The following is a 23,347-nucleotide window of genomic DNA, read 5'->3' on the forward strand; positions in this document are numbered from 1 at the left end:
ATATAGAATCTTCATAGCGTCCTGACTGTCGTACAGTGTAGCTTCTCTCGGCAGCAGGGCGTTATGTTTTCTATGTTAGCTGCTATGAAAAGAAGGTGTTGATGACCCACTGGTAGAGTTGTGAGCCGAGGAAAATTCCAACAATTCCCATGATTCCTGAGAGTACAGGCGGAGCGGGGATGGGGAGTTTTAATGCAGAGAAAATGACTCCAACAAGGAGGCCTGTGAGTGTGGCTAAGAGGATTTCTTGCATGAGTGAAGAGTTTAGGTTTTGAGTTTTACGTATTTGGAAACGCTCGGCAAGGTCGATTTGCTAGCTTGATAGTCACAGGATGTAGTCTTACAAGTAGGTCATGGCTATGGCTTTCAAAGAATGGTTTACTGTATGTGAGGCTCTAGGGCATGGGGTGCAGGATTTGATTATCCGCAAAGGTGGGATTCACGAAGGGAAGGGAGGCTTTGAATTTATCCACGATGAATTCTATCTATTCCCAACACTTTTCCATAAACAGGCAGAACAAATTCAGGAGCCTGCACGTCAGTGGATGCCTGGGACTGAAAAGAAGGTGTGGGATTTAGGCGAAACGGTGCTTATCAAATACCGCTGTTCGGTGGAGCGCTGTGAGCTGATTAGTGACTGGCAGCAGGTGCTCGAGCTGGTAGGTAGGCACGTGTATGCGGAAGAGCTTTTACGTGATCGATTCGACTGGGAAGGCAAGGGGATGGATGCTGGATGCATCAATGTCGCCTACGTTCGAACTGAAGTATTAGAGAAACCAATTGAGCTGAGCTACAGCAAAGCACATGGTGGGTGCAGGAGCTGGTTGGAAATATAGACGAGTTTTTTGCTATTTGTTTGGGACGACCCAAGCGTCTAACCACGTTTGTTCGGTTTGGGAAAAACCGAGGTCTTTGAGGCGTTTTTCCATGTCAGGGAAGTGGGCGGCTCCGTAGAAAATACCGATTTTATTTTGCCCTTCAGCAACTTGCTGCTGCATGACATCGAGGCATTTTTTATTGCGGTCACTGATGATGACATTGTCTCCAGCGATTTTTGAGATGTTCGTGTCGCCGTCACCGAGGGTGTCCATCATCATGCGTTTGAGTTTGTTAGCGTCCTTAGTCATGAGTGCTAGAAGAAAGGCGACGGAGCTCGGTTGGTTTTTGCTGGGTTTGGAGACGAGTGCTTGCTGTAGGGCGAAACCGAGAAGCGATTCTTTGCGTTCTTTTTGGAGTGCTTGGAATTCGGCGATGGTGAGGTCGGCGTGCAAGAGGTTTTCTGCGGTGTAGTCGATTTGATCTTTCTGTCCGCTGAGTTTGAGAAGCTGTTGAGCTTTTTCGTAGGCGGTGCCGAGAAAACCGAGTGCGCCTTCGCCTTTAGCTACCTTAGGGATGGGACGACCTTGTCCTAACATTTCTCCGCCAACCATTTCAAAGAGGACGACTTGGTAGTTTTTGAAGTTTTTGTTGAGAGCTTCGTAGTAGACTTGGTCGGCGATGTGTACTGCTCCGATGAGGTCGACGGTGACGACACCACGGGTGTAGCGGGTGACGGCAGTCTGTAGGCTGAGTTGGTTTTCGGATTCCATTACGCGGATGAACTCGGTAGCCGTGATTTCTTCTTCAGTGAGGACTGGGGTGCTCGGCTTTTCTTTTGCACTAAGCAAGTAGCTACAGAGAAGGCCAGCTGTGAGTGTGATGATAAAGAATTTCATAATGGGATGAGTTGAGTCTACGTGCAAAACGAACTGGGGTCAAAGTATGCTTCTATGAGTGAATAGAAACTCGTGATGGTTTTATACTCGCTGGGAATAGATACAGGGTTTTATGGTGAAGCTGTGAAGGGTAAACTAACAGTTCATCGGGGGCGAGTGGATGACTTGACTAGAACAACGCATGTTTCAGGAGGGGGAGAGACTTCTGCTCGTACGGCACATATCACGATGTTGAAGGTCAATGGTCGCCATTGTGAGTATAGAGGAACTGTGCCTTTACCGTTATCGGAGGGGGAAGTGGTGAAGTTTGTCGGCGTGGATGAGCAGGGTTTGACCCAGGTGTGGGCGCTGACTAATGAGAGTACAGGTTGGAGGACGAGTGCTCTCTCATCTAACGGGCTGGTTGTCGGTTGCTCGATTGGTATATTGGTGATCGGGGTGCTTATGGCTATTCTGATAGCAGTATTTTTTGCCTTCTTCTTTTTGCCTCTAGCTATTTTCCCACTCGGAATAGGAGCTGCGGCGGTGTATCTGACTAGCAAGCATTTGTCGAAATTGTCTCGAGTGAAAATGATGTCTGAGCGGGCTCATGGCTTACTGAATCATTCATAGAATCTTTACAATAAGGCCATGCTAAGAATTCTCGCTTGCCATGGGCTGGATCGGCTGGGATGTTGGGGAGTAGTTTTCTGCCTGGAGAAAGAAACCTAAAGCGTATGGCATCCCAAAAGAATAGAGTGCGAGGTGAGGAACCGGAGAGCAATTTGCCTCCATGGTTTAATGAGGTTGCAGGCATTGCATTGATAGGTGTCGGGCTGATTCTCATACTTTCGTTGATTACCTTTACCCCTCACGATATGCCGATTTTGGGAATTGGTGGGATGGTGGATAATGAACCGAACATCCCGCGCGAGAATTCGATTGGGGTAGTGGGGGCGCTGTTTGCGTATTTCATTTTGTTTATTTTTGGGGCGGCTGGCTATTTGTTGCCGATTGGTTTGCTTTGGTTAGGAGTGGCGTATGCGTTCATGGGAGCGAAGTTTTCGAAGCGTACACTTATTGGGTTGGTGTGTTTTGTGCTCTGTGGTTCTTGTTTGTTAGCAGTGACGGAACTGCTTAGTTCATGGGCTGTAGCGAATCACTTCATGGGATCTGGAGGTTTTGCCGGTCATTGGTTAGGGAGTAAAGTTCTTGAAGGGCTTTTAAATAAGACTGGTGCCGTGATTTTATTAGTGGTGTTGTATTTGATCGGAATGATCATGTTGACGGGTCTCCACCCGATTCAATTCAGCAAAGTTTGCTGGGTGAAGTTTCAAGAATGGCGGGTGAAGCGCTTGGGAGACAAGGAGCGGATTGCTGAAAAAGAAAGCAAGCGTGCTGCGCGTGATGCTGAGAAGTTAGCGCGCCAGCAGGAGCGTGAAGCGGCGAAGGCTGAGGCGAAAGCGAAGGCTGACGCAGAGAAAGAGCGAGCTAAAGAAGAGAAGGCAAAGAAGGAGGATGTTGCTAAAAAAGCAAGGGTCGAGGAAGAGAAGAAGAATCCGCAGGTGGAGATGGACCTTAAAGAGATTCCAAAACCGAAGATTGTGGATTCCTCACAGCGGAAAAAGCCGAGGATGGATCCCGGCTCCAAGCCATTTGAAAAGAAAAAACAGGATGGTGTGTCTCTCTCAACGGAAGGGTTCGAGGACTACGAGCTACCGGGCTTTGACTTGCTTACCTACGACGACTCTGAACCAGAAGATCAGGGTGCAGATCAAGGTGAGTTACTGAGTATCCAGAAGACGATTGTGGATACGCTTAAGGCATTCGGCGTGGATGTTTCGGCTGGAGACATCACTCGTGGGCCTACGATTACCCGCTATGAAGTTTATCCGAGCATGGGGTTACGTGTGAGCCGTATTACTCAGTTAGAAGCTGACATTGCTCGTGCAACGAAGGCAGAGCGGATTAATATTTTGGCACCAATTCCAGGGAAGGACACTGTTGGGATTGAGATCGCAAACGATAACAAGGTGGCGGTGCCATTGCGCGAGCTATTACAGGATGAAGCATTTACTTCAGCGAAGAAGAAGATTCCGTTGGCACTGGGTAAAGATGTCTATGGCAATACGGTGATCGGAGATCTCGCGGCGATGCCCCACCTGTTAGTGGCAGGTGCGACGGGGGCAGGTAAGTCGGTGTGTATTAACTCCATCATCACTTCCATTTTATTTAAATTTAGCCCAGATGAGCTTCGTTTCATCATGGTTGATCCTAAGGTGGTAGAAATGCAAGTTTATGGGAACCTTCCGCATTTGGTGGTTCCAGTGGTTACCGATCCTAACAAAGTAGTGGCAGCCTTGCGTTGGGTGGTGAATGAAATGGAGAAGCGTTATCGTTTATTTGCGAAGTGTGGGGTGCGCAATTTTGATGGTTACAATAGTCGTCCACGTCCTGAGAAGGAAGAAGAGCCTGAAGTTGTCGAGCCAGAGGAAAATGTGGAGGTGGAAGAAGAGCCCGATCCAGAGGTGATCGAGTCGATTGCCAGGGCTCTAGAGGATGGTGAGTTAGGGCCGTCATCGAGTGCTGATGACGAGGATGAGTTAGACCTCGACGAAGATGAGATGCCAGATCGTTTCCCTTACATTGTGGTTATTATTGATGAGCTTGCAGACTTGATGCAGACAGCGCCAGCGGATGTGGAAATGAATATTGCTCGGATTGCCCAGAAGGCTCGTGCCGCTGGGATTCATTTAATTATCGCGACTCAGACGCCACGTGCGGATGTGGTGACCGGTATTATTAAGGCGAACATTCCTAGCCGGATTGCTTTCCAAGTTTCTTCAGCGTTAGATTCACGGGTCATTCTCGACACTAAAGGAGCTGACAAGTTGGTGGGTAAAGGGGATATGCTATATCTTCCTCCAGGCTCTGCCAAGCTTGAGCGTGCTCAGGGGGCCTTTGTTTCAGATGAAGAAGTGGAAGCGATTGTGGAGCATTGTTCGAATCAGACTGAGCAGAAGTTTGAGGAATCGATTCAGCAGACCATTGAGCAAGGAGGTGTGGACGGTGGAGATGATGGGAATGATGTTTCTGATGCTGATGAAGAGTGTTTGCTCAAATGTATTGAGGTGATCACTACGGAGCAAAAAGCGAGCACTTCGCTGCTGCAACGTCGACTACGATTGGGTTACACGCGTGCAGCACGGATGATGGATATTTTAGAAGAACGTGGGATGATCGGACCTGCGGATGGGGCGAAAGCTCGGGACATTTACATATAGTGTTTCAGGTGCCTTCTAGGCTTTGGAATGTGGATTGTGTTCCAATTTTCGAATAATGCTTGCTATTTGTGAGGAGTGCGCGCATAGGTCGCGCCTTGTCGGGTGGATGACCCACCTTAGCCGCTATTGATTTATGTTGAATAGGTATTGATCAGATGCGGCAGCACAACCGAAACTGACTATGACCGATGTAACATTCGCGGACTTGGGACTTTCCAAGCCCTTACTTGACGCTGTACACGATCTTGGCTACGAGGCTCCGTCTCAGATCCAAGCGATCGCTATCCCTAAAATTTTATCTGGTAAAGACATTGTAGGTCTTTCCGAAACTGGCTCTGGTAAGACAGCAGCCTTCACGCTTCCGGCGCTGGAATTGATCGATCAAGATCTTCACCGTCCACAGGTTCTGATTCTTTCTCCAACTCGTGAACTCTGTGTTCAGGTGTGTGAGGAAGTTCGCAAGCTGGGAACAAATCTCTCAGGAATGCGTTCTACACCAGTGTATGGTGGAGCTCCGATTGATCGTCAGATCAAGGGACTCCGTGGAGCACAAATGGTGGTAGGAACTCCTGGCCGTCTGATGGATCACCTCCGTCGTGGTACGCTGCGTACCGAGGATCTCAAGCTTGTGATTCTTGATGAGGCTGACCGCATGCTCGACATGGGTTTTCGTGATGACATGGAAGAGATTCTAGGACAGATCGAAGGACACCGTCAGACTTTGTTCTTCTCTGCAACGATGAACAAGAATGTCGAGCGCTTGATTGAAAAGTTTGGTGACCATCCTGAAAAGGTAGAAGTCGCGAAGAAAGCGCTCACGGTTGATCGTATCGATCAGTCTTATTATGAGGTGCGTAACCGTTCAAAGGTTGAGGTTCTTTCTCGTTTGTTAGATATGAATGCTTTCCGTTTGGCGGTGGTGTTCTGTAACACTAAGCGTGCGGTTGATGAAGCTACTGAGGCTTTGTTAGCACGTGGTTTCACTGCAGATCGTTTGCATGGTGATATTACCCAGCAGATGCGCGAACGCGTGATTAATCGTTTCCGTGACGGCAAGGTTGAGCTTTTGATCGCGACTGATGTGGCGGCTCGTGGTCTCGACATTGATGAAGTGGATTTAGTAGTAAACTACGATCTTCCACAGGATCCTGAAGATTACGTGCACCGTATTGGTCGTACTGGCCGTGCTGGTCGTACTGGCCGAGCAGCATCCTTCGTGTTTGGTCGCGATGTGTACCGTTTGCAAAATGTAGAACGCTACATTCGCAGCAAAATCCGCCGTGAAAAAGTTCCGTCCCAAGAAGACGTGGAAGGTAAGCGCGCAGATGTTCTTTTTGAGAGCGTTAAGCTTAAGCTTGAAGAGCAAGAGAAGGGAGCGCCTTTCGTCAATTTAGTAGACCGCTTGTTAGAGCAAGGATATGCGGCAACTGATATTGCAGGTACTCTGTTTGGTATGTTGCGTGAAGCTGTTGGTCGTGAAGGTGAAGAAATCCAAGAAGACCGTCCAGGTGGTGATCGTGGAGGAGATCGCCGTGAACGTGGTGATAGACGCGACCGAGGAGATCGTTTTGAGAGAGGTGAACGCCGTGGCAGAGATCGTGGCGAGCGCCGCGAGCGCGGTGGAGACTTCGATCGTGAAGCGCGCCGCAATGAAGTAGCCAAAGGTATGAAGCAAGTGTTCTTAGGAATCGGTGGATTACTCGGCGTAAAACCAGGTGAGATCGCGGGAATGATTTATAGTTCCTGTGATGTGAAGAGTAACTCGCTGGGCAAGATTCGTATCTTTCCGAAACACTCACTAGTACAGGTTCCTGAAGGTCAGGAGAACAAGGTGATCGACGGTCTTAAGGGGCAGAAGCTTCGTGGCAAGCCGTTTCCGTGTCGCCTCGACCGCGATTTATAGGAAATTGCAGTTGGCCTAGACTAGGTAACACGTGTTGCCTGTAGAAAAATTTATAAGCACATCTAGTCAGCTAGGTGTGCTTTTTCTTATCTAGGAACTTGTAGATTCTGAGTTCAGTATAGCGGAGGTTGAGTATACAAGGGAGGTTCGAAAGGCCTGAATAGAGTAGGATGACTATGCAGGCTGGCCATGGGTTCCAAACTATGAAACTTGAGATGACGCACCATTGTGACCAATGTGAAAATTGTCCTCTCCTACATTCTGTTACAAATTGTATGAGGTAAGTCTCCTCAGTGCTCGCTAGCCGTTTTTTGGAGAATCCGTCGAACATTGGAGCTGCATCTGGAAGGAGTTTTTTCCATTTTTTAATATGGAAACACTTTTCATAGAGGGAGAGCGAAGAAGGTGCTTGTCTCGCAGTTGGAGCTTGGAACCATTTACTAGGTAGTTTGATGCTTAACCAAGATAGAAATAAGTGGGCGGTTGGAATCAAAATAACGTTTCCTAGAATGGTCCAGACATTTGGTAGTTCGATAAGCATGTTCTTGGGACTGGTTAACTCACCTCGCGACCTTTCCATACCGTGGTCGAGTTATGTTTTTTAGTCATCAAACTCACGAAGAAAAGACATTGATAGAAGATCAATGTGATAGGAAAAAATAGCGCGTTAAGGTATCGGTACGAACCTATTAAACGGAATGCCCAGAAACATTGAACTACATAAAAGAGGTAGCAAAAAGTGCTTAAGGACACATAGGTTATGGAGTCAATGAAGGGAGTCAGGCATAGGTTAACGATGCACAGCATCGCTCCTGTGATCCAGATAGATGAGATCGTTAAGGTAGTCGGGTTAGTTTTACTGGCGCCGCTACTGAATCCTTTTTTCCAACTATTCCATAGTTCTGTGATCCCATTGGGGAACATCCGCATGGATATGAGCTCGCCACCTAGGAAAGATTGGCACTGTATGTTGTGCTTAAGGAGTGTTTGAGCGAGGTGAAAGTTTTCGAGGGTTTGGTTTTTTACTGATTCATGGCCATGAATTTGTTGATAGTGATTTGACTGGATAAAGAGGCATTGGCCAAATAGCGCACTGGTTTGGTGTGATCTGCTGAAACGGCTAAAAGCATTGACTCCAATGACCATGAGCAAATTAAAGAAACTGGAGAGTTCTTCGTAGAGTTCTTGGATTCGGTGGTTTGGACAGACCGAGAAAGCTGAGTTTTCGATGTTTGTTAGGCCGCTTAAATAATTTAGAGTGTCGGGCTCTAATGAAGTGTCCGCATCTAAGAAGAGTAGCCAGGTTCCTTGAGCTTGTTGCGCTCCATGTTGGCAAGCCCATGGTTTACCTTTCCAGTTTTTGGGTAATGGTGGAGCTTGGGTGACCCGCGCGCCAGCAGCACGTGATACAGCGGCGGTGCCATCGGTAGAGCCGTCGTCAACCACGATAGTTTCGACTGGGGAAAGGTGCTGTGCGCTTATGCTAGAGAGTAAGATGCCTATATTATGTTCCTCATTTCTAGCTGGAATAATGATAGATATTTTAGGCTTCTGACCTGTAGTTTGTTTTACTTGGTTGAGGAAGCGTGGATGGCGAAAAACTACCCACAAAAGAGGGGCAATGGCTAGGCTCAGGATTGGCAATATTAGGAACAAACTATTTGAGAGGATGGCGAGCTATAATCCTATCTGCACATTTTTGACCGGAAAGAACGACCATGGGCATTCCTCCACCAGGATTGGTGCTACCTCCTGTGAAATACAAGTTGTTATATTTTGTACTGACTTTGGGAGCCTTAAATCCATAGTTCTTTTTCCAATCCGTTACGACACCATAAATTGATCCTTTGTTAGAATTATACATTCTCTCAATGTCGAAAGGAGTAAGCAGATCCTCTACAATGATGCTGTCTCTGAGCCCAGTTAGGCCACATCTCTCCATTTTATCGATGCACCGATCTTTGAGAGCAATATAGTCATCGACTGTGATGCCTGAGTTTTCTTGTAGATATGGAATGTGGGGTAGTATTTTGATATTATCACATCCTTCAGGGGCTTTAGTGGGATCAGTGCGTGTCGGCGCTACTACGTAAAGTGTAGGGTCTTCCGGGAGTTGTTTTTTGTGAAAAACAGTATCGAAGTGCTTATGTTGGTCTTCAGAATAGAAGAAATTATGGTGTGCTAGTTGTGGGAACTTTTTGTTCGTACCTATGTGCAGAACAATTCCAGAACACGCAGGTTCAAATTTTTCTAACTTATCAGTGAATTGCTGACTCTCCTTTAGTAGTTTTTTGTATGTAGGAATTACTTCCATGTTACTGACTATGAGATCGCTTGGGTAGAACTCTCCGTTTGAAAGTTTTATCCCAGTGACTTTTTTATTCTCTGTAGTGATTTCTTTAACGTCGGCATTTAAATGGATGGGGATCTCGAGTTCTTCTACGAGTTTTTTAAGTCCTTCTGCTAGATTGTACATGCCACCACGCACATACCATAGACCGTAATCAAATTGAATAATGGGCATCAGGTTCATGTAACCAGGTGAATCAAGCGCAGATGAACCAACATATTTGATAAAGTATTCGAAGATGAGGCGCAGTTGAGGGTCGCTCAAGTGAGAATGAACCGACTCCGACATGGAGTTTTTGTAATCAATATTCTTGGTGAATAGCTGGAATCCGTAATGTCCTATAAACTCCCATAGAGTATCGATACCCTTCTGGAAGTAGCCACTTTCGATCATTTGATATTGTTGTCTTCCGTATTCGAGAAAACTTTGAAGTTCGGCCCAATGCTGATGAGGGTCACCTGGCAACTTTTCCAGTTCTGCGCGCATTTGTTTCTCATCTTGAAAGAGATCGATCGTGGATTTTCCTTCAAAAAAGTTTCGCCAGTGTGGGGTGACGGCATCGAGCTCAACATAATCAGACATAGATTTATTGGCCCTTGCGAAAAGATCTTCAAAGATTTGAGGCAGAGTGAAGATCGAGGGGCCTAAATCGAAAGTGAAGCCGTCTTTTTCGAGGATATTGAGTTTTCCTCCAATGCGTTCGTTTTTCTCGAAAATCTCTACATTGTATCCTGCTGATTTAAGTGAGATCGCAGCAGAAAGCCCACCTAATCCAGCCCCAATAACAGATACATTTGATTCTATCATGATAGAATAATCGCATATAGTGTGGATTAGTCCAGCTAGCATGAGTAATGTTTGCTAATCCGTGGCTCTGGCAATAGATTAAGGCAGTGAGATATAGAAAAGGATGAATGGCTCAAATAACATTTCTGAACTAGTCAATGAGCAGAAAGCATTCTTCAAATCAGGGCGATGTCGTGATGTGAAGTTTCGCATAGCAGCGTTGTCGGATTTAGAGAAGGCTTTGATTACTTCTAGAGATGTTATTTTAAGGGCTCTCGAGGTTGATCTGGGGAAGCCAGGAGTTGAGGCATATCTAGCTGAATATTATTTTGTGCTGCAGGAGTTAAGGGCTGTTAGGTCTTCATTGAAGAAGTGGGCGAAACCCCAGAGGGTGAAAAGTCCATTTTATTTTATGCCCGTTCGGAGTGAAATTAGGAGAGAAGCATATGGGGTTTCTTTAATTTATGTTCCATGGAACTACCCTTTCCAACTTGCCTTAGCTCCATTGATATCTGCGATTGCTGCTGGTAATACAGTGATCCTGAAAGTTTCTGAGGATGCCCCAGAGTCGGCAGAAGTGCTATCGCAGCTTCTTACATCATGCTTCACTTCTGACTATGTTGTGGTGGTTCGAGGTAATGAGGAGGTGGCTAAAGAACTACTGGAGCAAGCAGTCGATTTCATTTTTTTTACAGGAAGTACTCATGTAGGCAAAATAGTAGGTTCCTCAGCGGCTGGGAGGTTAATTCCACATGTGTTAGAACTAGGAGGAAAATGTCCGTGTCTTGTGGACGATTCCGCTGAGATTGAGCTTACGGCGAAGCGCGTTTTATTAGGGAAGTTTTTTAATGCTGGGCAAACATGTTTTGCCCCTGACTTTGTCGTTGTACATGAAAATTTAAAAGAGGCATTGGTGGCGGAAATGATTACTTTGCTCGAGAAGGAGCTATGGAAAGTTGATTTAGCTCAAATCGTAAATGAGAGGCACTACCAAAGAATTCAAAGCCTAGTAGTGGGGGAGATTGTCCAGCTCACTACGGAGGGTGAAGACTTGAAGTTTCCCCCGACTTTGTTGCCTAATGCAAGTTGGGATGATCCAATCATGCGTGAAGAAATTTTCGGGCCAATTCTACCTATTTTGAGCTATGGTGATGAAGGGGAACTCATCAATAAGCTACAGGAGTTAGGAGCTCCACTGGCGCTTTATTTGTTTACTTCGGATCCCCATTGGAGTGAAAGGGTTTTATCAAAAGTGCCGTCAGGGGGTGTCTGTATTAATGACACAATGAAGCAGAGCAGTAACTTAAACTTGCCGTTTGGGGGAGTGGGGGAGAGTGGTTACGGGCGCTACCGAGGTAGATTTGGATTCGAAGCTTTTTCTTATCAAAGAGCTGTGGTGACACGGTCAAATTGGGAAATTCCGTGGTTTGAGATTATGCCACCCTATGGTGATTTAGTAGATCGTTTGAAGCGATTTATGCGTTAAATATCTTAGCTGATAATTTTGCTCGCTCGTTGAAGATGTGCTCTAATTGCTTTTTAACCCATATTTTATGAGCAATGGTTCCCAATATTCCGAAAGGGAGTGCATATGCCACTTCATCGATCATGTTGACGCCATTTTCGGTGGCAACAAATTTATGATGGTGATGCCAGAGTTTGTAAGGCCCAATGCGCTGCTCATCGATGAAAGAATATCCTTCACTTGGATGTTTTGAAATATGGGTAATCTCTGTTAGCCAATTTACTTTGACGAATGGAGCGATGCCTATTTTATAGGAAATCAACTGATGAGGAAACATTGTTTCTGATGAACAATGGTTGATTTCAAAGTTGATAGAAGCTGGTGTTAGTTTTTCTAGATTCCGTGGAGATGAGAAAAAGCTCCAAGCATCCTCGAGAGTACATGGGAGTTTTTGGGAGCGCTTTAGGAAATAGATCATGGTCTAGTAAGTTTGCCGTACTTTGAGCTAGAGTTTAGCTTGTAGCATGCTTGTTTAAAGGTTTCAGCTCCTTTCAGATTTTCGTCTTCATAGGCTAAGTAAGCATAATAAAGTATAGCTTGTCTTTCATTGATAGCGAGAGGACTCGCATTTTTCAGGGCTACTGGAATGATTTGTTTAAAGTCCGAGATAGAGGTCGGTCGGAGATCGAAACGTTTGGGCACTTTGTAGTAAGCAATTGCTCTGACCATGCGTACTCGCGGATCGTTAGGAGCGGCCGCAATTGCTGCATTCATTGTTGCTTTCCCCTTGTTTAGATATTTGAGTTTTGTGAGCCACCACGTGCTGGATTTTGCTCGCAGGGCGTAGGCGCTTCCTAAATACGCTTTCGCGAGATTATCGTTCGGGTGGATAGCTATTTGCGATTCAAATTTTTTAATTTGAGTGTCGATGGTGTCGGTGTCGGCGTTGAGACAGAGATTATGCCAATTGAGGTAGGTGCTATTCTTATTCGCGGATTGTGGAGTGGAGACAAGTTGATGAGTTTCCGTAGCAGCAGATAGTGGTACGATTAATGTACTAACTGAGATGGTTAGGATACTTAGTCTTAGTTTCATGTGTTTAAGACTGTTCGAGAATATCGGTAGCGAGATCGATACGGGACCGATTATCTCCGTGGGATTCACAAATCAAATTAGCTGAGATCCGGCCACTTTCATAGATCGTAGGTAGTCCACTGCCAGGGTGAGTCCCTCCGCCGACGAGGTAGACATTCTCAAATCCTTTGAGCCGGTTTTGAGGTCTTAGATAGAGCATTTGGTTGAGGGTGTGAGCTAGGTTGAAAGTAGCTCCGATGAAGATATCATTTTCTTCCCAACCTTTTGGAGTGATGCAGCGTTCTTCGACGATGTGATCACGTAGATCTTTCATGCCTGTGCGTTCGATAATTCTATCGAGCACTTTATTTTTGTATTCTTCTTGGCTTTTTTCCCAAGGATGGCCGTGTCGTGTATTTATTGTAGGAACTAGAATATAGAGCTGAGAGTGGCCTTCGGGGGCAACAGTAGGATCCGTTATGCTCGAGTTACGAATGTAGATTGACATGTCATCTGAGACAACACGTTCATCTTGGATATCACGTAGGTTCTGGTGGTAGTCGTCTGCAAATAGGACATGGTGGTGTGGTTCATCTGTGTAGAGCTTATCCAGTCCTAGATAGAGCATGAAAGTAGAGCAGGAATATTTTTTCTTAAGTAAGTTTTCACGACTTTGGTTTTTCGTGCCGAAGATATTGCTGCGTGCGTGGGCATAGTCTGCGTTGACGATCAAGTCGTCACACTTCATGGAGGTTCCATCTTTTAGAACTACTGTAGCGGCTTTTTTTCCATGATAGGTGATTTCAGTGACTTCGGTATTGAGCATTATTTTGCCGCCCATTTCCTGATAGGCTTTTGCCATACCAGCCGAAATGTTAGAAAGTCCTCCTTGAACGTGGTAGATCCCGTGAGCGTATTCAATGTAGGATAGTATGCTAAAGAGGCCTGGACAATTCCACGGTGACATCCCCAAGTACTTAGCTTGGAATGTGAAGGCTAGCTTCAACCTTTCATCAGTGAAGTATTCACTCAAGACATCCATCACTGATTTGTTCGTGGCAACATACGGGAGAGCTTTCAGTAAATGAGGTTTTAGATAATCCGATAGTTTTGAATAGGGGTGGAGTAGGCAGGGGAAAATAGTACGAAGCTTGGCTGAGTGGTCCTGCATAAAGCGTTCATAGTTCGAGGATTCACCTGGGAAACTAGCTTCAATATTTTTAACCATGGTTTCACGGTCAGAGCTGGTCACTAGAGAAACATCACCCCATCGAAGTGTGGTCATTGGGTCGAGTTGAACGAATTCCATATAGTCCTCTGGCTTTCGTTCGATCTCTGCAAAAATTTCATCGAGTGTGAATTTTTGGTGTAGGAAGGTCGGGCCAGTATCGAAAGTATATGGTCCTGCTTGTATAGGGGCATTCCGACCTCCAACAACACCGGCTTTTTCAAGGATCGTGACATCATAGCCGCGATGTGCCAGCAGCATGCCACTAGTTAGTCCACCAGGCCCTGCTCCTATAATAATAATTTTTTTATTCATGTGAACTTCAGCAACTAAATATAAGTAGTACTAACATTACATAGATGACTGAGTTCACAATGCAAAAGAGAGAATGAGTAGCTATGCGGGCGTAAAAATTCCCTTAGCTTTCAGGTTAGGCATTGCTGTCGCGCTATGGAAAAGGCTACAGGCATGTCAACGGAGAGCTTTGGCTTTTATAAATAATGTTCCATTCTCGTGGTAGGGAGATGAAGCGATTCTTGAGACTTAGCCCCAGTGGAGCTTTTCTCTGAGCGTGGAAAAGTAGGAGCGATCCTTCAGTCGGAGGATATGGAGCTGATGATCAGCTTTTTTGATTTGTACTCGAGCATCTGATGGAAGTTCAATGACTTCGCGTCCATCGATGGAGTAGAATGAGGCGCATTCCGAGGATTCTGCGGTGACGAGTTCTACTTCTGAATGCTCGTCTAACACGAGTGAACGGTTAGTGAGAGAGTGGGGGCAGATAGGTGTGATTACAAAGGCTTTCGCTATCGGAGAGATGAGAGGGCCCCCTGCTGCAAGTGAATACGCTGTTGAGCCAGTGGGGGTGGAGACGATGAGGCCGTCTGCGTGGTAGTGGTTGAGTAGCGCTCCGTCGATGTAGGCATCTAGTGAGATGAGGCGGCCAGTTTGACCGCGTGAGAGGGTGATTTCGTTCACTGCAAAATCGGTGTCTACTTTGCCATCGGCGTAGATGACACTGGATTTCAGCATAATTCTCGGGACGACTTTATAGGATTTTTCAAGTAAGCCTTCTGCAAAGAGGTGCAGTTCATCGTCTTTACAAGATGTTAGAAAACCAAGGGTGCCGATGTTAATTCCGGCAAGGGGGGTGTCAGTAGGACCGATACGGTGGGCGGCATTGAGCATGGTGCCATCTCCTCCGAGGACGGCGATGACATCACAAGATTTTGCGAGATCGGAGGCATTACTGGGAGATTCCGCACCAATGATACGGGCGGTATCATGTTCTAACTCGGTGGCGATTCCGTGTTGCTGGAGAACGACAGTGAGAGCTGTGATGGTGTGCGCAGCACCTTGTTTGTTGGGGTTGGCGATGATGCCGACTTGCATGGGGGGAGTCTGGAGCTAGAAGTTAGAAGTTTCAAGCGCCCATTCGTTTATCCATTCTGGACTTAATAAAAAAGCGTGCTCGTATGGTAGGGAGCACGCTTTTGAATAAATGTTAGGAACAGACCTATTTTAGCAGGATCCGTCAGAGAATTTTTCAAAATTCTCAGCAACAACGTCCCAGTTTACTACTTCGAAGAAAGCGGAGATATAGTCTGGACGACGGTTTTGATAGTTGAGGTAGTATGCGTGCTCCCAGACATCGAGACCGAGGATAGGAGGGCAACCGCAAGTGTCTGCAAATTCACCCATGATTGGGTTGTCTTGGTTTGGAGTGGAAGTAACAACGAGTGTGCCATCTTCTTTAACACAGAGCCAAGCCCAGCCAGAGCCGAAGCGAGTCGCGCCTGCTGCCGAAAATGCTTTTTTGAATTCGTCGAAAGAGCCGAAAGCAGAATCGATCGCTTCAGCGAGTTTGCCGGATGGAGTAGAAGCGCCACCAGGAGTGATTACTTTCCAGAAGAGTGAGTGATTGAGGTGACCGCCACCGTTGTTGCGTACTGCAGCTTGTTTTTCAGCTGGAACTTTGTCGAGTTGAGCGATGAGTGAGCAGATTGGAAGTTCTGCAAGCTCGCTGCCTTCGAGAGCCGCATTGAGGTTCGTGACGTATGCATTGTGGTGCTTGGAGTGATGGATCTCCATGGTGCGCGCGTCGATTTGTGGTTCGAGTGCATCGTATGCGTAACCGAGTTCAGGAAGTTCGTAAGCCATAATAATTTTAGTAATGATATGTTTTGATCAGCATGTTCAATGTGTTACCACATCGAGCAGTAAGCTGATACCGTTAGTATGTGACGGTATCTCAAATTCGCAAGTATCAAGATATGGATAAGGTAACACCTGAGATGTGGGCAGTGTATGGAATCAGCCTGTTAGTGGTAGCAGTACTGGTTTGGATGGCTAGTAATTCTGGAAAAAAATCTGCTGTAAAGTCTGCAGTGGATATAGTCGAGGGGAGGCTTCAGAGTGCCTTAGATGCGGAGAAACAGAAATCTGACGAACTAACTATTAGATTGTCTGGGGCAGAGAAAGAAGTCGTGGCTCTGCGGGTAAAAGAAGCTGACTTGAGTAGTATTGAAGCTGGCTTACGCGCCAAGTTAGAAGCGGAGCAAAAAATGCTGAAACAGAAGGAAGAACTTTTAGGAAAAGCTGAACAAAAGTTCGCGGACACATTTAAAGCGCTTTCGCATGAAGCCTTGAAAGCAAGTCAGGAGCAATTTCTGCAGCTTGCTCAAAATTCATTTAAAGCTCAGCAAGATTCGGTGAAGGTAGACATGGACAAGCGTGTCGACGCGGTCGAGCGGATGGTGAAGCCAATCAATGAGTCATTAGATAAAGCGCAAAAGCAGGTGGCTGAAATCGAGAAAGTTCGCGAGGGTGCGTATAAATCTCTTCAAGAGCAGGTGCGTCATATGCAGGAAACGCATCTTGGTTTGCAGAAGGAAACAAAGCAGTTAGTGAAGGCTCTACGCCAACCCACAGGCCGTGGACAGTGGGGAGAGATGCAGTTACGCCGCGTGGTGGAGATGAGTGGTATGCAAGAGCATTGCGATTTCGAAACGCAAACGACTACGACGACGGATGAGGGTAAGAAGCTTCGTCCAGATCTTATTGTTAAGCTTCCAGGCGGTCAGAACATCATTGTGGATTCGAAAGCTCCGATGGATGCATATCTAGATGCTGTAGAAACGAGCGATGATGTTGAGAAAGAGGCTGCGCTAGTGCGGCATGCTGCACAAGTGAGGACACATATCCAGCAACTCAGTAGTAAGAAATACCAAGATCAGTTCGAGACTAGTCCCGAGTTTGTTGTTCTCTTCTTGCCGAGTGAGGCGTTCTTTTCTGCAGCATTGGCACAGGATAGTTCATTGATTGAAAAAGGAGTGGATCAGGGAGTGATTCTCGCCACTCCTACGACGTTAATCGCCTTGTTACGTGCTGTGGCTTATGGCTGGCGTCAGGAAGCGCTTGCGCAGAATGCTCGAGCGATTTCAGCTGTGGGGCAGGAGCTTTACGAGCGCTTGAGTAAGTTTACTGAGCATGTGGACAAGGTGGGACGTTCTCTCGGGACGACGGTGAACCATTTCAATAATGCAGTGGGTTCTCTGGACTCACGTGTGCTTGTGAGCGCGCGTAAGTTTGAGGAGCTTGGTGCTGCGACTGAGCAGACGAAGCTTACTGATGCTCAGCCATGTGAAAAAGTAGTGCGCGACGTGAAGGTCGTTTCCAATACAGATCTTGCAATGGATGAGAGCGCTATGGATGCGCTGGAATCTGAGGCTGAGTTTGGAGATTTCGCTTCAGTAGTTTCTAACGATTCTAGCTTTGAAGGATTTACGGCTGAGAGTAAAGGTGACGGAATTTAAGTATAGGTCTCGTGAACGCCGGAAGGCCTAGAATTTTAGAGTCTCTGGAGTGAAGTTTGGAGGCTTTGGGTTTCACTATTTGCATACAATGCTGTAATAGCATAGACGAAAAAAGCGCTTCCGGATTTGGAAGCGCTTTTTTTGTAAAAGGTGGATGTGCGTATTGATTACGCGCGACCGAGGTAGGTGCCGTCTTCTGTGTTGATTTTGAGGATGTCACCTTCTTTAACGAAGAGTGGGACTTGAACAATTTTTCCAGTTTCCAAAGTTGCTGGTTTGGTTGGGTTGTTCGCTGTGTCGCCTTTGATGCCTTCTGATGATTCTGTGACGAGAAGTTCGACAGTGGCAGGGATGCTTACAGTAACAGCATTTCCTTCGATAAAGAGGACTTCTACTTCGAGTCCTTCTTTGAGATAGTCGATGGAGTCTTCTACGAGGGATTTATCAAGTGTGATAGTCTCGTAGGTAGTAAGGTCCATGAAGTTGAAACCGGCTGGGTCGGCGTAGGAGAATTCGAGCTTTTGGCGGTCAGTCTCTACGATTTCCACTTTATCGGAGGACGCGAAACGGATGGACTTGGTCTTGCCTGTTTGGAAAGAGCGGATGGTGGCTGCGACGAGGGCGTTACCTTTACCTGGTGTACGGTGGTCGAGTGCGAGTACAAGTCCGGTTTCACCTTGGTACTTGATACATTGTCCTTTTTTGAGATTGGTTGCGACTACTGATGCCATAATTTTAAAAGTGTTAAGTTCGAAGAGTTTAGTTGGAAAAATGAGTGCTCACCTTCGTAGTTTTCATAGAAAATGCTGCGAAGTTGCTGTGACTCGATGTCGATTTGGTAGGCAATCGACGACGGGTTGGCTAGACAATTTTTAGACGAGCGAGGTCTTGGGAGTCAACGAGGCCTACGACTTCTTTCTGAGCGTTGAGAACGATGATGTCATCGATCCTGTGTTGTTCAAAAATTTTCACAGCTTCAACGGCGAGGGAATCCTCTTGGATACTGATAGGTGATTTTTTCATGAAATCCTCAATCGGTTTTGCGCCGATGTTTTCTCCGGTGGTGTAGCTGCGTGCGAAGTCACCATGGGTGAAAACACCTGAGAGTGTTTTGTTATCTGGTGAAACTACAATGCATGAACCCGTACGGGCGTAACCCATAGCTGCTACGGCGTCGGCAACCGTTGCATTGTTAGGGACGACAGCAATATTGATACCTTGGCGCATGATGTCGGCGACTTTGGTAAGAAGTGCTCGACCGAGTGAGCCACCTGGATGGTAGCGAGCAAATTCTTCATGCGTGAATCCACGTTTTTCTAACAATGTCATCGCCAGGGCGTCACCCATCACTAATGCTGCAGTGGAGGAAGATGTCGGTGCAAGATTGAGCGGACAGGCTTCCCGTCTGATAGGAGTACAGACGGTAACATCTGAGTACTTGGCAAGAGAGGAATCTTTACTTTTTGTAATGCTGATGATTTTGACGTCGAAGCGTTTGACGAAAGGAATGAGGTCTAGCAGTTCGGCAGTTTCACCAGAGTAGGATAAAGCGATTACAGCATCACCGTCAGAGATCATTCCGAGGTCGCCGTGCAGAGCATTTTGTGAATTAAGAACCACTGCAGTGGAACCAGTTGAATTAAGGGTGGCTGCGATTTTGTGGCCAATATTCCCTGATTTTCCAATTCCAATAACGACGACTTTCCCTTTGTTTTCGATAGCCTCAGCGAGAGTGTTGACCGCCTGAGCGAAGTCATCATCCAAGTTTGTTACGATTTGTTGGAGAGCGTCGATTTCGATTTCGATGACGCTTTTGCCGCGGGCGATGAGTTCGGAATTTGTCACAGTGTGCTAATTATTGAGATTTGGAGTCATTTTCAGGAGCGTCTTTCACACAGCGGAAGCCAGTATGGTGTGCTGGTGTTAGAGGTTCGTTATAATGACGTGCGGCGGGGCGGAAGCGCAAGCAATAAGAGAAGTGACAGAGGAAGGAGCCTCCACGTGAGACTCGGAGTTTGGTGAGCTCAGGAAGTTTGGGGATTTCGCTGTAAGTGCCTGTTCGTTCGATTTCGCTGGATTGGCCTTCGGTGATTCCGAAATCAGGACCTTGTGGATTGTCGTGTGGGGCTTTGACGAACTCGAAATAGTAGCGCGGGTGGAAGTAATCGCTGCAAATTTCCCAGACATTGCCAGCCATGTCATAAAGTCCAAAATCGTTTGGTGGGTAGGATTTTACGGGGGCGGTGAAATGGAAGCCATCTTGGTTGTCTGACTTGTTAGGGAAGTCACCTTGGAAGCAATTAGCTACCCACTTGTCATCTTTTTTGACGTGGTCCCCCCAGATGAACATGCGTTTCTCATGGCCGCCGCGCGCTGCGAGTTCCCATTCAGCTTCGGTAGGTAGGCGTTTGCCAGCCCATTTTGCGTAGGCTTGTGCGTCATCGTAATTTACGTTAACGACTGGGTGGTCCATTTTGTCTTCGATAGAAGAATCTGGGCCTTCTGGGTGGCGCCAGTTTGCTCCTTCAGTAAATGCCCACCAACGCCATGCATTATTGGAACGGCGTGGGTTAATTTCTTCAGCAGGCTTGGTGTAAACATTGGCTCCACCGACAAGATCTTCAGGACGAGCATTTGGAAATTCTTCAGCCGAGAGGCCTTTTTCCGCGAGGGTGACGTAGCCAGTAGCATCGACAAATTCTTTGAACTGGCGATTAGTGACCTCAGTAGCGTCCATGTAGAAGCCTTTGACGGTGACTTGGTGTACTGGTCGTTCTTCTTTAAAGTGGTTTTCCGCGATTTGTTGGCGCTGGATAGGATTGGTGACACCTTCTTGAAAGATGGAAAGGTTTCCCGGGTCTTGGTCGTTGCCTCGCCAATAGGTTTTCCCTGGAATCCAAACCATACCTTCTGGAGCTGAGACAGGTCCTTGCGGTAGACTTGATTGATCAGCGAGGGAATCGGTGGATTCTGGAACTTGTTTCTCACACGAGGTGAAAGCGAGGAAATAGAGGGTCGCTAGAATAGATATTTTAAATGGATTCATATGCTTGAAGCTTGCGCTTTGCTCGTGTCTAGACTCTGTTTGTCGGTAGAGCGATGACGAAATTTAGACCATGCATTGATATTCACAATGGCCAAGTGAAGCAAATTGTTGGCGGCACATTATCTGACGATGGCTCGGGCTTGAAGGAAAATTTCGTGGCGGACGCATCAGCAGCTGAATTTGCCAATCGCTATCGACAGGATGGTTTGATGGGGGGGCATGTGATTCAGCTTGGTCCAGGGAACCGGGATGCAGCACTTTCAGCTTTGGCAGCATGGCCGCAGGGACTACAGCTTGGTGGTGGAGTGACGATTGAAAATGCCGCAGAGTGGATCGATGCGGGAGCAAGTCAGGTGATAGTGACATCGTGGTTGTTTAATAAGGATGGAAGTTTTCGTCAGGATCGCTTGAAGCAGCTCTCTGAAGAAATTGGTAAGGATCGTTTGGTGGTAGATTTGAGTTGCCGCCGTACAGAGAAAGGCTGGACTGTCGCGATGAACCGCTGGCAGACACTGACGGATGTGGAGGTGACGAGGGAATCGCTCGATAGTATGGCTGAGTATTGTTCTGAATATCTCATCCACGCTGCTGATGTTGAAGGTCTGTGTGGTGGAGTCGATTTGGAGTTGGTTCGGTTATTAGGTAAATGGGCTGGGATTCCGATGACTTATGCTGGCGGAGTAGGGACAATGAAGGATGTGTTGGATGTGGATGTAGAGAGTGGCGGTAACGTTGATCTTACGGTGGGGTCTGCGCTGGATCTTTTTGGTGGCAGTGGGGTGAAGTATGAGGAACTTGTCGCTTGGAATCAGCGCAGCAAATAAATTTATGTTCAATACGCCAAGCATCTTGTTCGCCGCCGCGGTTTTAGTGGTAGCTATTTTGATCCTACGCAAGCTTGGCAATAGTCGAGAAAAGCGTAGAGCTGCATTATTACAGAAGCGATTGACGACAGCAGAACGTGAACAATTAGGTGAGGATTTCCATCTTTATACACGTCTTCCTGAAGGTCTTAAGGATGAGCTGGATGGCTTGATTCATGTTTTTGTTGAAGAGAAGAATTTTGAGGCATGTGGTGGATTAGAAGAGGTGACTCTGCACATGCAGCGAGTGATAGCGGCTCAGGCATGTTTACTTTTACTGCGAACTCCTCATCAATATTACCGAAATTTGAGAAGTATTTTACTCTACCCAGATGCGTACAAGGCACCTGGCCAGCATGGTGCTGAGGATGTTAGGTTAGGTGAAAGCTGGGGAACTGGCTCTGTAGTGCTTTCTTGGAGCAGTGTGTTAGGTGGGGGGAGAAATGATCAGGATGGTCACGATGTGGTGATTCACGAGTTTGCACATCAGCTCGATCAGGCTGATGGCGCTGGAGATGGAGTTCCTTATTTACGGAGTCGCGGAGCGTATCGCTCCTGGGCGGCGGCATTTCAACCAGCATTTGAGCAATTTTCTAAACGAGTCGAAGCTGGCAAGCGCACTGTGATTGATGATTACGGCGCGGAGAACCCAGCTGAGTTTTTTGCAGTAGTAACGGAGACTTTTTTCGAGAAACCGCATCAGCTCAAGGGATGCTATCCAAAAGTATATGAGCAGCTAGTGGATTATTATGGCTTAGATCCAGATCAGTGGAAATAGTCTGTGAGAGCTAGGCCGTGTGTCAACGTTACTCGTCATCATAAGTGACTGGGGCGTGATGACACCAAACTCACTATTCAGATAAGCGAGGCGTCTGGCGTGAGATGGCTCTGTGTAAGTTCTAGCAATGCTTCTGGATCTAAATCAGGGCCGATAAGAATGGCCGAGCTTGGAACTGTGCCGCGGATAGGAACTGGATAGGGAGTTTTGGGAATGTGAGACCCTATGCGTTCATAGAGGTAGCGCTTTTCAGTATCGTCTTTTAAGTCCAGTAAGGCTTTTGCTCGCATGACTTGCTCTGGCAGTGCCTCTAACCATTTTAGAATGTCATTGTGTTCGACTCTCTCAAGAATTTGGATCTGGCAGGCTGTGAATTGGTGTGAAAGGTGGTGGTAGGGGCTTTTTTTTAGTTTCGTCGGCGATGGATTTTGTTCGTTGAGAACACACTTTTTCTTAGTGAGCGCCAACTCGGTGGCTGATTTTGCAAGTTTAGCTGGGGTGGTGAGAGTGGCAGCAGGGAGAATACTTTTTAAGCGATCTTGAACTTCGCGTAAACGCTCTGGAGATACATCTTCTGAATGCGAAATAATGTAGTGGCTAGCGGTTTCAAGCTGGTCTTTTTCCAGAAAATTGTGGTAAGCGCGTTGTTCGAAATGGCGGGCATCGATCACACAAACATGCCAACGAGGGTAGAGCTTAAATTTATTTTCCAGCAGAGTAAAGGATTCGACAATCGGTAAAGGGTCAGCAGTCCCATTAAGTTCTGTAAGCAATATAGTGTTATCCGACTGAGCGGTTTTCGTGACCATATCCACAAGGAATTCCATGCCTTCACAGCAGGCGCATGATGCACCTAATGCTTCGACACTTGCTGCGTCTTCGCGGAGAGTTTCGCTGTCTATTTCAGCGTTGGCGAAATCGTTGAGAATAACGTCCGCTTTAATGTCACTCTCTCGTAGCGCGAGAAGTAGTGTACGAAGGAGAGTGGTTTTACCAGCTCCAAGAAAGCCTGATATTAAGATAGATGGGCGCATTTCGACTACCCGAGCTAGAGAAATCAT

Annotated in this window: 22 protein-coding genes; 8 read left to right on the forward strand and 14 right to left on the reverse strand. The window is 46.7% G+C overall.

Going from position 1 to position 23,347, the window contains the following annotated elements:
• Positions 1-82 precede the first annotated feature (82 nt).
• Entirely contained in the window at positions 83-253 is a 171-nt protein-coding gene (locus ACFPK9_RS10870) for a XapX domain-containing protein (RefSeq protein WP_377094902.1), read from the reverse strand.
• A 106-nt stretch (positions 254-359) separates the two neighbouring features.
• Between ACFPK9_RS10870 and ACFPK9_RS10875 the strand changes: the two genes are divergently transcribed.
• Positions 360-836: a DUF1802 family protein gene (locus ACFPK9_RS10875; RefSeq protein WP_377094903.1), complete on the forward strand. Its 477-nt coding sequence runs from the start codon at positions 360-362 to the stop codon at positions 834-836.
• Between the two features lie 12 nt (positions 837-848).
• On the opposite strand, the gene ACFPK9_RS10880 is transcribed toward ACFPK9_RS10875, so the two are convergent.
• Positions 849-1,715 carry a hypothetical protein gene (locus ACFPK9_RS10880; RefSeq protein WP_377094904.1) on the reverse strand — a complete coding sequence of 289 codons (867 nt, stop codon included), beginning with the start codon at positions 1,713-1,715 and terminating at the stop codon, positions 849-851.
• A gap of 72 nt (positions 1,716-1,787) precedes the next feature.
• Here ACFPK9_RS10880 and ACFPK9_RS10885 point away from each other — a divergent pair, with 72 nt between their 5' ends.
• The 3 genes from ACFPK9_RS10885 (at position 1,788) to ACFPK9_RS10895 (ending at position 6,881) form a co-directional block, all read left to right on the forward strand.
• Positions 1,788-2,327: a hypothetical protein gene (locus tag ACFPK9_RS10885; RefSeq protein WP_377094905.1), complete on the forward strand. Its 540-nt coding sequence runs from the start codon at positions 1,788-1,790 to the stop codon at positions 2,325-2,327.
• Between the two features lie 104 nt (positions 2,328-2,431).
• Positions 2,432-4,978 carry a DNA translocase FtsK 4TM domain-containing protein gene (locus ACFPK9_RS10890; RefSeq protein ID WP_377094906.1) on the forward strand — a complete coding sequence of 849 codons (2,547 nt, stop codon included), beginning with the start codon at positions 2,432-2,434 and terminating at the stop codon, positions 4,976-4,978.
• Between the two features lie 181 nt (positions 4,979-5,159).
• A complete protein-coding gene (locus ACFPK9_RS10895) occupies positions 5,160-6,881 on the forward strand; it encodes a DEAD/DEAH box helicase (RefSeq protein ID WP_377094907.1) in 1,722 nt (573 codons plus the stop codon).
• Positions 6,882-6,951: 70 nt separating this feature from the next.
• On the opposite strand, the gene ACFPK9_RS10900 is transcribed toward ACFPK9_RS10895, so the two are convergent.
• The 3 genes from ACFPK9_RS10900 to ACFPK9_RS10910 are packed head-to-tail and all read right to left on the reverse strand — an operon-like array spanning position 6,952 to position 10,080.
• Positions 6,952-7,461 carry a glycosyl-4,4'-diaponeurosporenoate acyltransferase CrtO family protein gene (locus tag ACFPK9_RS10900; protein WP_377094908.1) on the reverse strand — a complete coding sequence of 170 codons (510 nt, stop codon included), beginning with the start codon at positions 7,459-7,461 and terminating at the stop codon, positions 6,952-6,954.
• The gene (locus ACFPK9_RS10905; protein WP_377094909.1) at positions 7,437-8,525 is read right to left on the reverse strand and encodes a glycosyltransferase family 2 protein; all 1,089 of its coding nucleotides are present in this window, start codon (positions 8,523-8,525) and stop codon (positions 7,437-7,439) included. Before ACFPK9_RS10905 ends, ACFPK9_RS10900 begins: the two co-directional genes overlap by 25 nt.
• Before the next feature lie 13 nt (positions 8,526-8,538).
• A complete protein-coding gene (locus ACFPK9_RS10910; protein ID WP_377094910.1) occupies positions 8,539-10,080 on the reverse strand; it encodes a phytoene desaturase family protein in 1,542 nt (513 codons plus the stop codon).
• A gap of 61 nt (positions 10,081-10,141) precedes the next feature.
• Here ACFPK9_RS10910 and ACFPK9_RS10915 point away from each other — a divergent pair, with 61 nt between their 5' ends.
• Complete coding sequence (locus tag ACFPK9_RS10915; RefSeq protein ID WP_377094911.1) at positions 10,142-11,503, forward strand: aldehyde dehydrogenase family protein; 1,362 nt, start codon at positions 10,142-10,144, stop codon at positions 11,501-11,503.
• Here ACFPK9_RS10915 and ACFPK9_RS10920 read toward each other — a convergent pair.
• The 5 genes from ACFPK9_RS10920 to ACFPK9_RS10940 all read right to left on the reverse strand — a co-directional run bounded on the left by ACFPK9_RS10920 (position 11,493) and on the right by ACFPK9_RS10940 (position 15,944).
• Positions 11,493-11,960, reverse strand: a complete 468-nt coding sequence (locus tag ACFPK9_RS10920; RefSeq protein ID WP_377094912.1) for an SRPBCC family protein — start codon at positions 11,958-11,960, stop codon at positions 11,493-11,495. The two genes, ACFPK9_RS10915 and ACFPK9_RS10920, sit on opposite strands and share 11 nt — an antisense overlap.
• Positions 11,957-12,577 (reverse strand): hypothetical protein, encoded by a 621-nt coding sequence (locus ACFPK9_RS10925; protein WP_377094913.1) that lies wholly within the window; start codon positions 12,575-12,577, stop codon positions 11,957-11,959. Before ACFPK9_RS10925 ends, ACFPK9_RS10920 begins: the two co-directional genes overlap by 4 nt.
• A gap of 4 nt (positions 12,578-12,581) precedes the next feature.
• The gene (locus ACFPK9_RS10930; protein ID WP_377094914.1) at positions 12,582-14,099 is read right to left on the reverse strand and encodes a phytoene desaturase family protein; all 1,518 of its coding nucleotides are present in this window, start codon (positions 14,097-14,099) and stop codon (positions 12,582-12,584) included.
• A gap of 228 nt (positions 14,100-14,327) precedes the next feature.
• Positions 14,328-15,176: an NAD(+)/NADH kinase gene (locus tag ACFPK9_RS10935; protein ID WP_377094915.1), complete on the reverse strand. Its 849-nt coding sequence runs from the start codon at positions 15,174-15,176 to the stop codon at positions 14,328-14,330.
• Between the two features lie 129 nt (positions 15,177-15,305).
• A complete protein-coding gene (locus ACFPK9_RS10940; RefSeq protein WP_377094916.1) occupies positions 15,306-15,944 on the reverse strand; it encodes a superoxide dismutase in 639 nt (212 codons plus the stop codon).
• A gap of 113 nt (positions 15,945-16,057) precedes the next feature.
• Between ACFPK9_RS10940 and ACFPK9_RS10945 the strand changes: the two genes are divergently transcribed.
• Positions 16,058-17,599 (forward strand): DNA recombination protein RmuC, encoded by a 1,542-nt coding sequence (locus ACFPK9_RS10945; protein WP_377094917.1) that lies wholly within the window; start codon positions 16,058-16,060, stop codon positions 17,597-17,599.
• A gap of 167 nt (positions 17,600-17,766) precedes the next feature.
• Here ACFPK9_RS10945 and efp read toward each other — a convergent pair whose 3' ends face one another.
• The 3 genes from efp to ACFPK9_RS10960 form a co-directional block, all read right to left on the reverse strand.
• The gene (gene efp / locus ACFPK9_RS10950) at positions 17,767-18,330 is read right to left on the reverse strand and encodes an elongation factor P (protein ID WP_377094918.1); all 564 of its coding nucleotides are present in this window, start codon (positions 18,328-18,330) and stop codon (positions 17,767-17,769) included.
• A gap of 130 nt (positions 18,331-18,460) precedes the next feature.
• On the reverse strand, positions 18,461-19,444 hold the full coding sequence (locus ACFPK9_RS10955) for a KpsF/GutQ family sugar-phosphate isomerase (RefSeq protein WP_377094919.1): 984 nt from the start codon (positions 19,442-19,444) through the stop codon (positions 18,461-18,463).
• Positions 19,445-19,454: 10 nt separating this feature from the next.
• Positions 19,455-20,645 carry a formylglycine-generating enzyme family protein gene (locus ACFPK9_RS10960; protein ID WP_377094921.1) on the reverse strand — a complete coding sequence of 397 codons (1,191 nt, stop codon included), beginning with the start codon at positions 20,643-20,645 and terminating at the stop codon, positions 19,455-19,457.
• Between the two features lie 53 nt (positions 20,646-20,698).
• Between ACFPK9_RS10960 and hisA the strand changes: the two genes are divergently transcribed.
• Both hisA and ACFPK9_RS10970 read left to right on the forward strand, forming a co-directional pair.
• Positions 20,699-21,469 carry a phosphoribosylformimino-5-aminoimidazole carboxamide ribotide isomerase gene (gene hisA, locus ACFPK9_RS10965; protein WP_377094923.1) on the forward strand — a complete coding sequence of 257 codons (771 nt, stop codon included), beginning with the start codon at positions 20,699-20,701 and terminating at the stop codon, positions 21,467-21,469.
• 4 nt (positions 21,470-21,473) lie between these two features.
• Complete coding sequence (locus ACFPK9_RS10970; protein WP_377094925.1) at positions 21,474-22,286, forward strand: M90 family metallopeptidase; 813 nt, start codon at positions 21,474-21,476, stop codon at positions 22,284-22,286.
• A 77-nt stretch (positions 22,287-22,363) separates the two neighbouring features.
• Here the strand turns inward: ACFPK9_RS10970 and ACFPK9_RS10975 are convergent, their stop codons facing one another.
• Positions 22,364-23,347 carry a GTP-binding protein gene (locus ACFPK9_RS10975; protein WP_377094926.1) on the reverse strand — a complete coding sequence of 328 codons (984 nt, stop codon included), beginning with the start codon at positions 23,345-23,347 and terminating at the stop codon, positions 22,364-22,366.

Origin of the sequence: Rubritalea spongiae (assembly GCF_042652385.1) — a bacterium.
Lineage (GTDB): Bacteria > Verrucomicrobiota > Verrucomicrobiia > Verrucomicrobiales > Akkermansiaceae > Rubritalea > Rubritalea spongiae.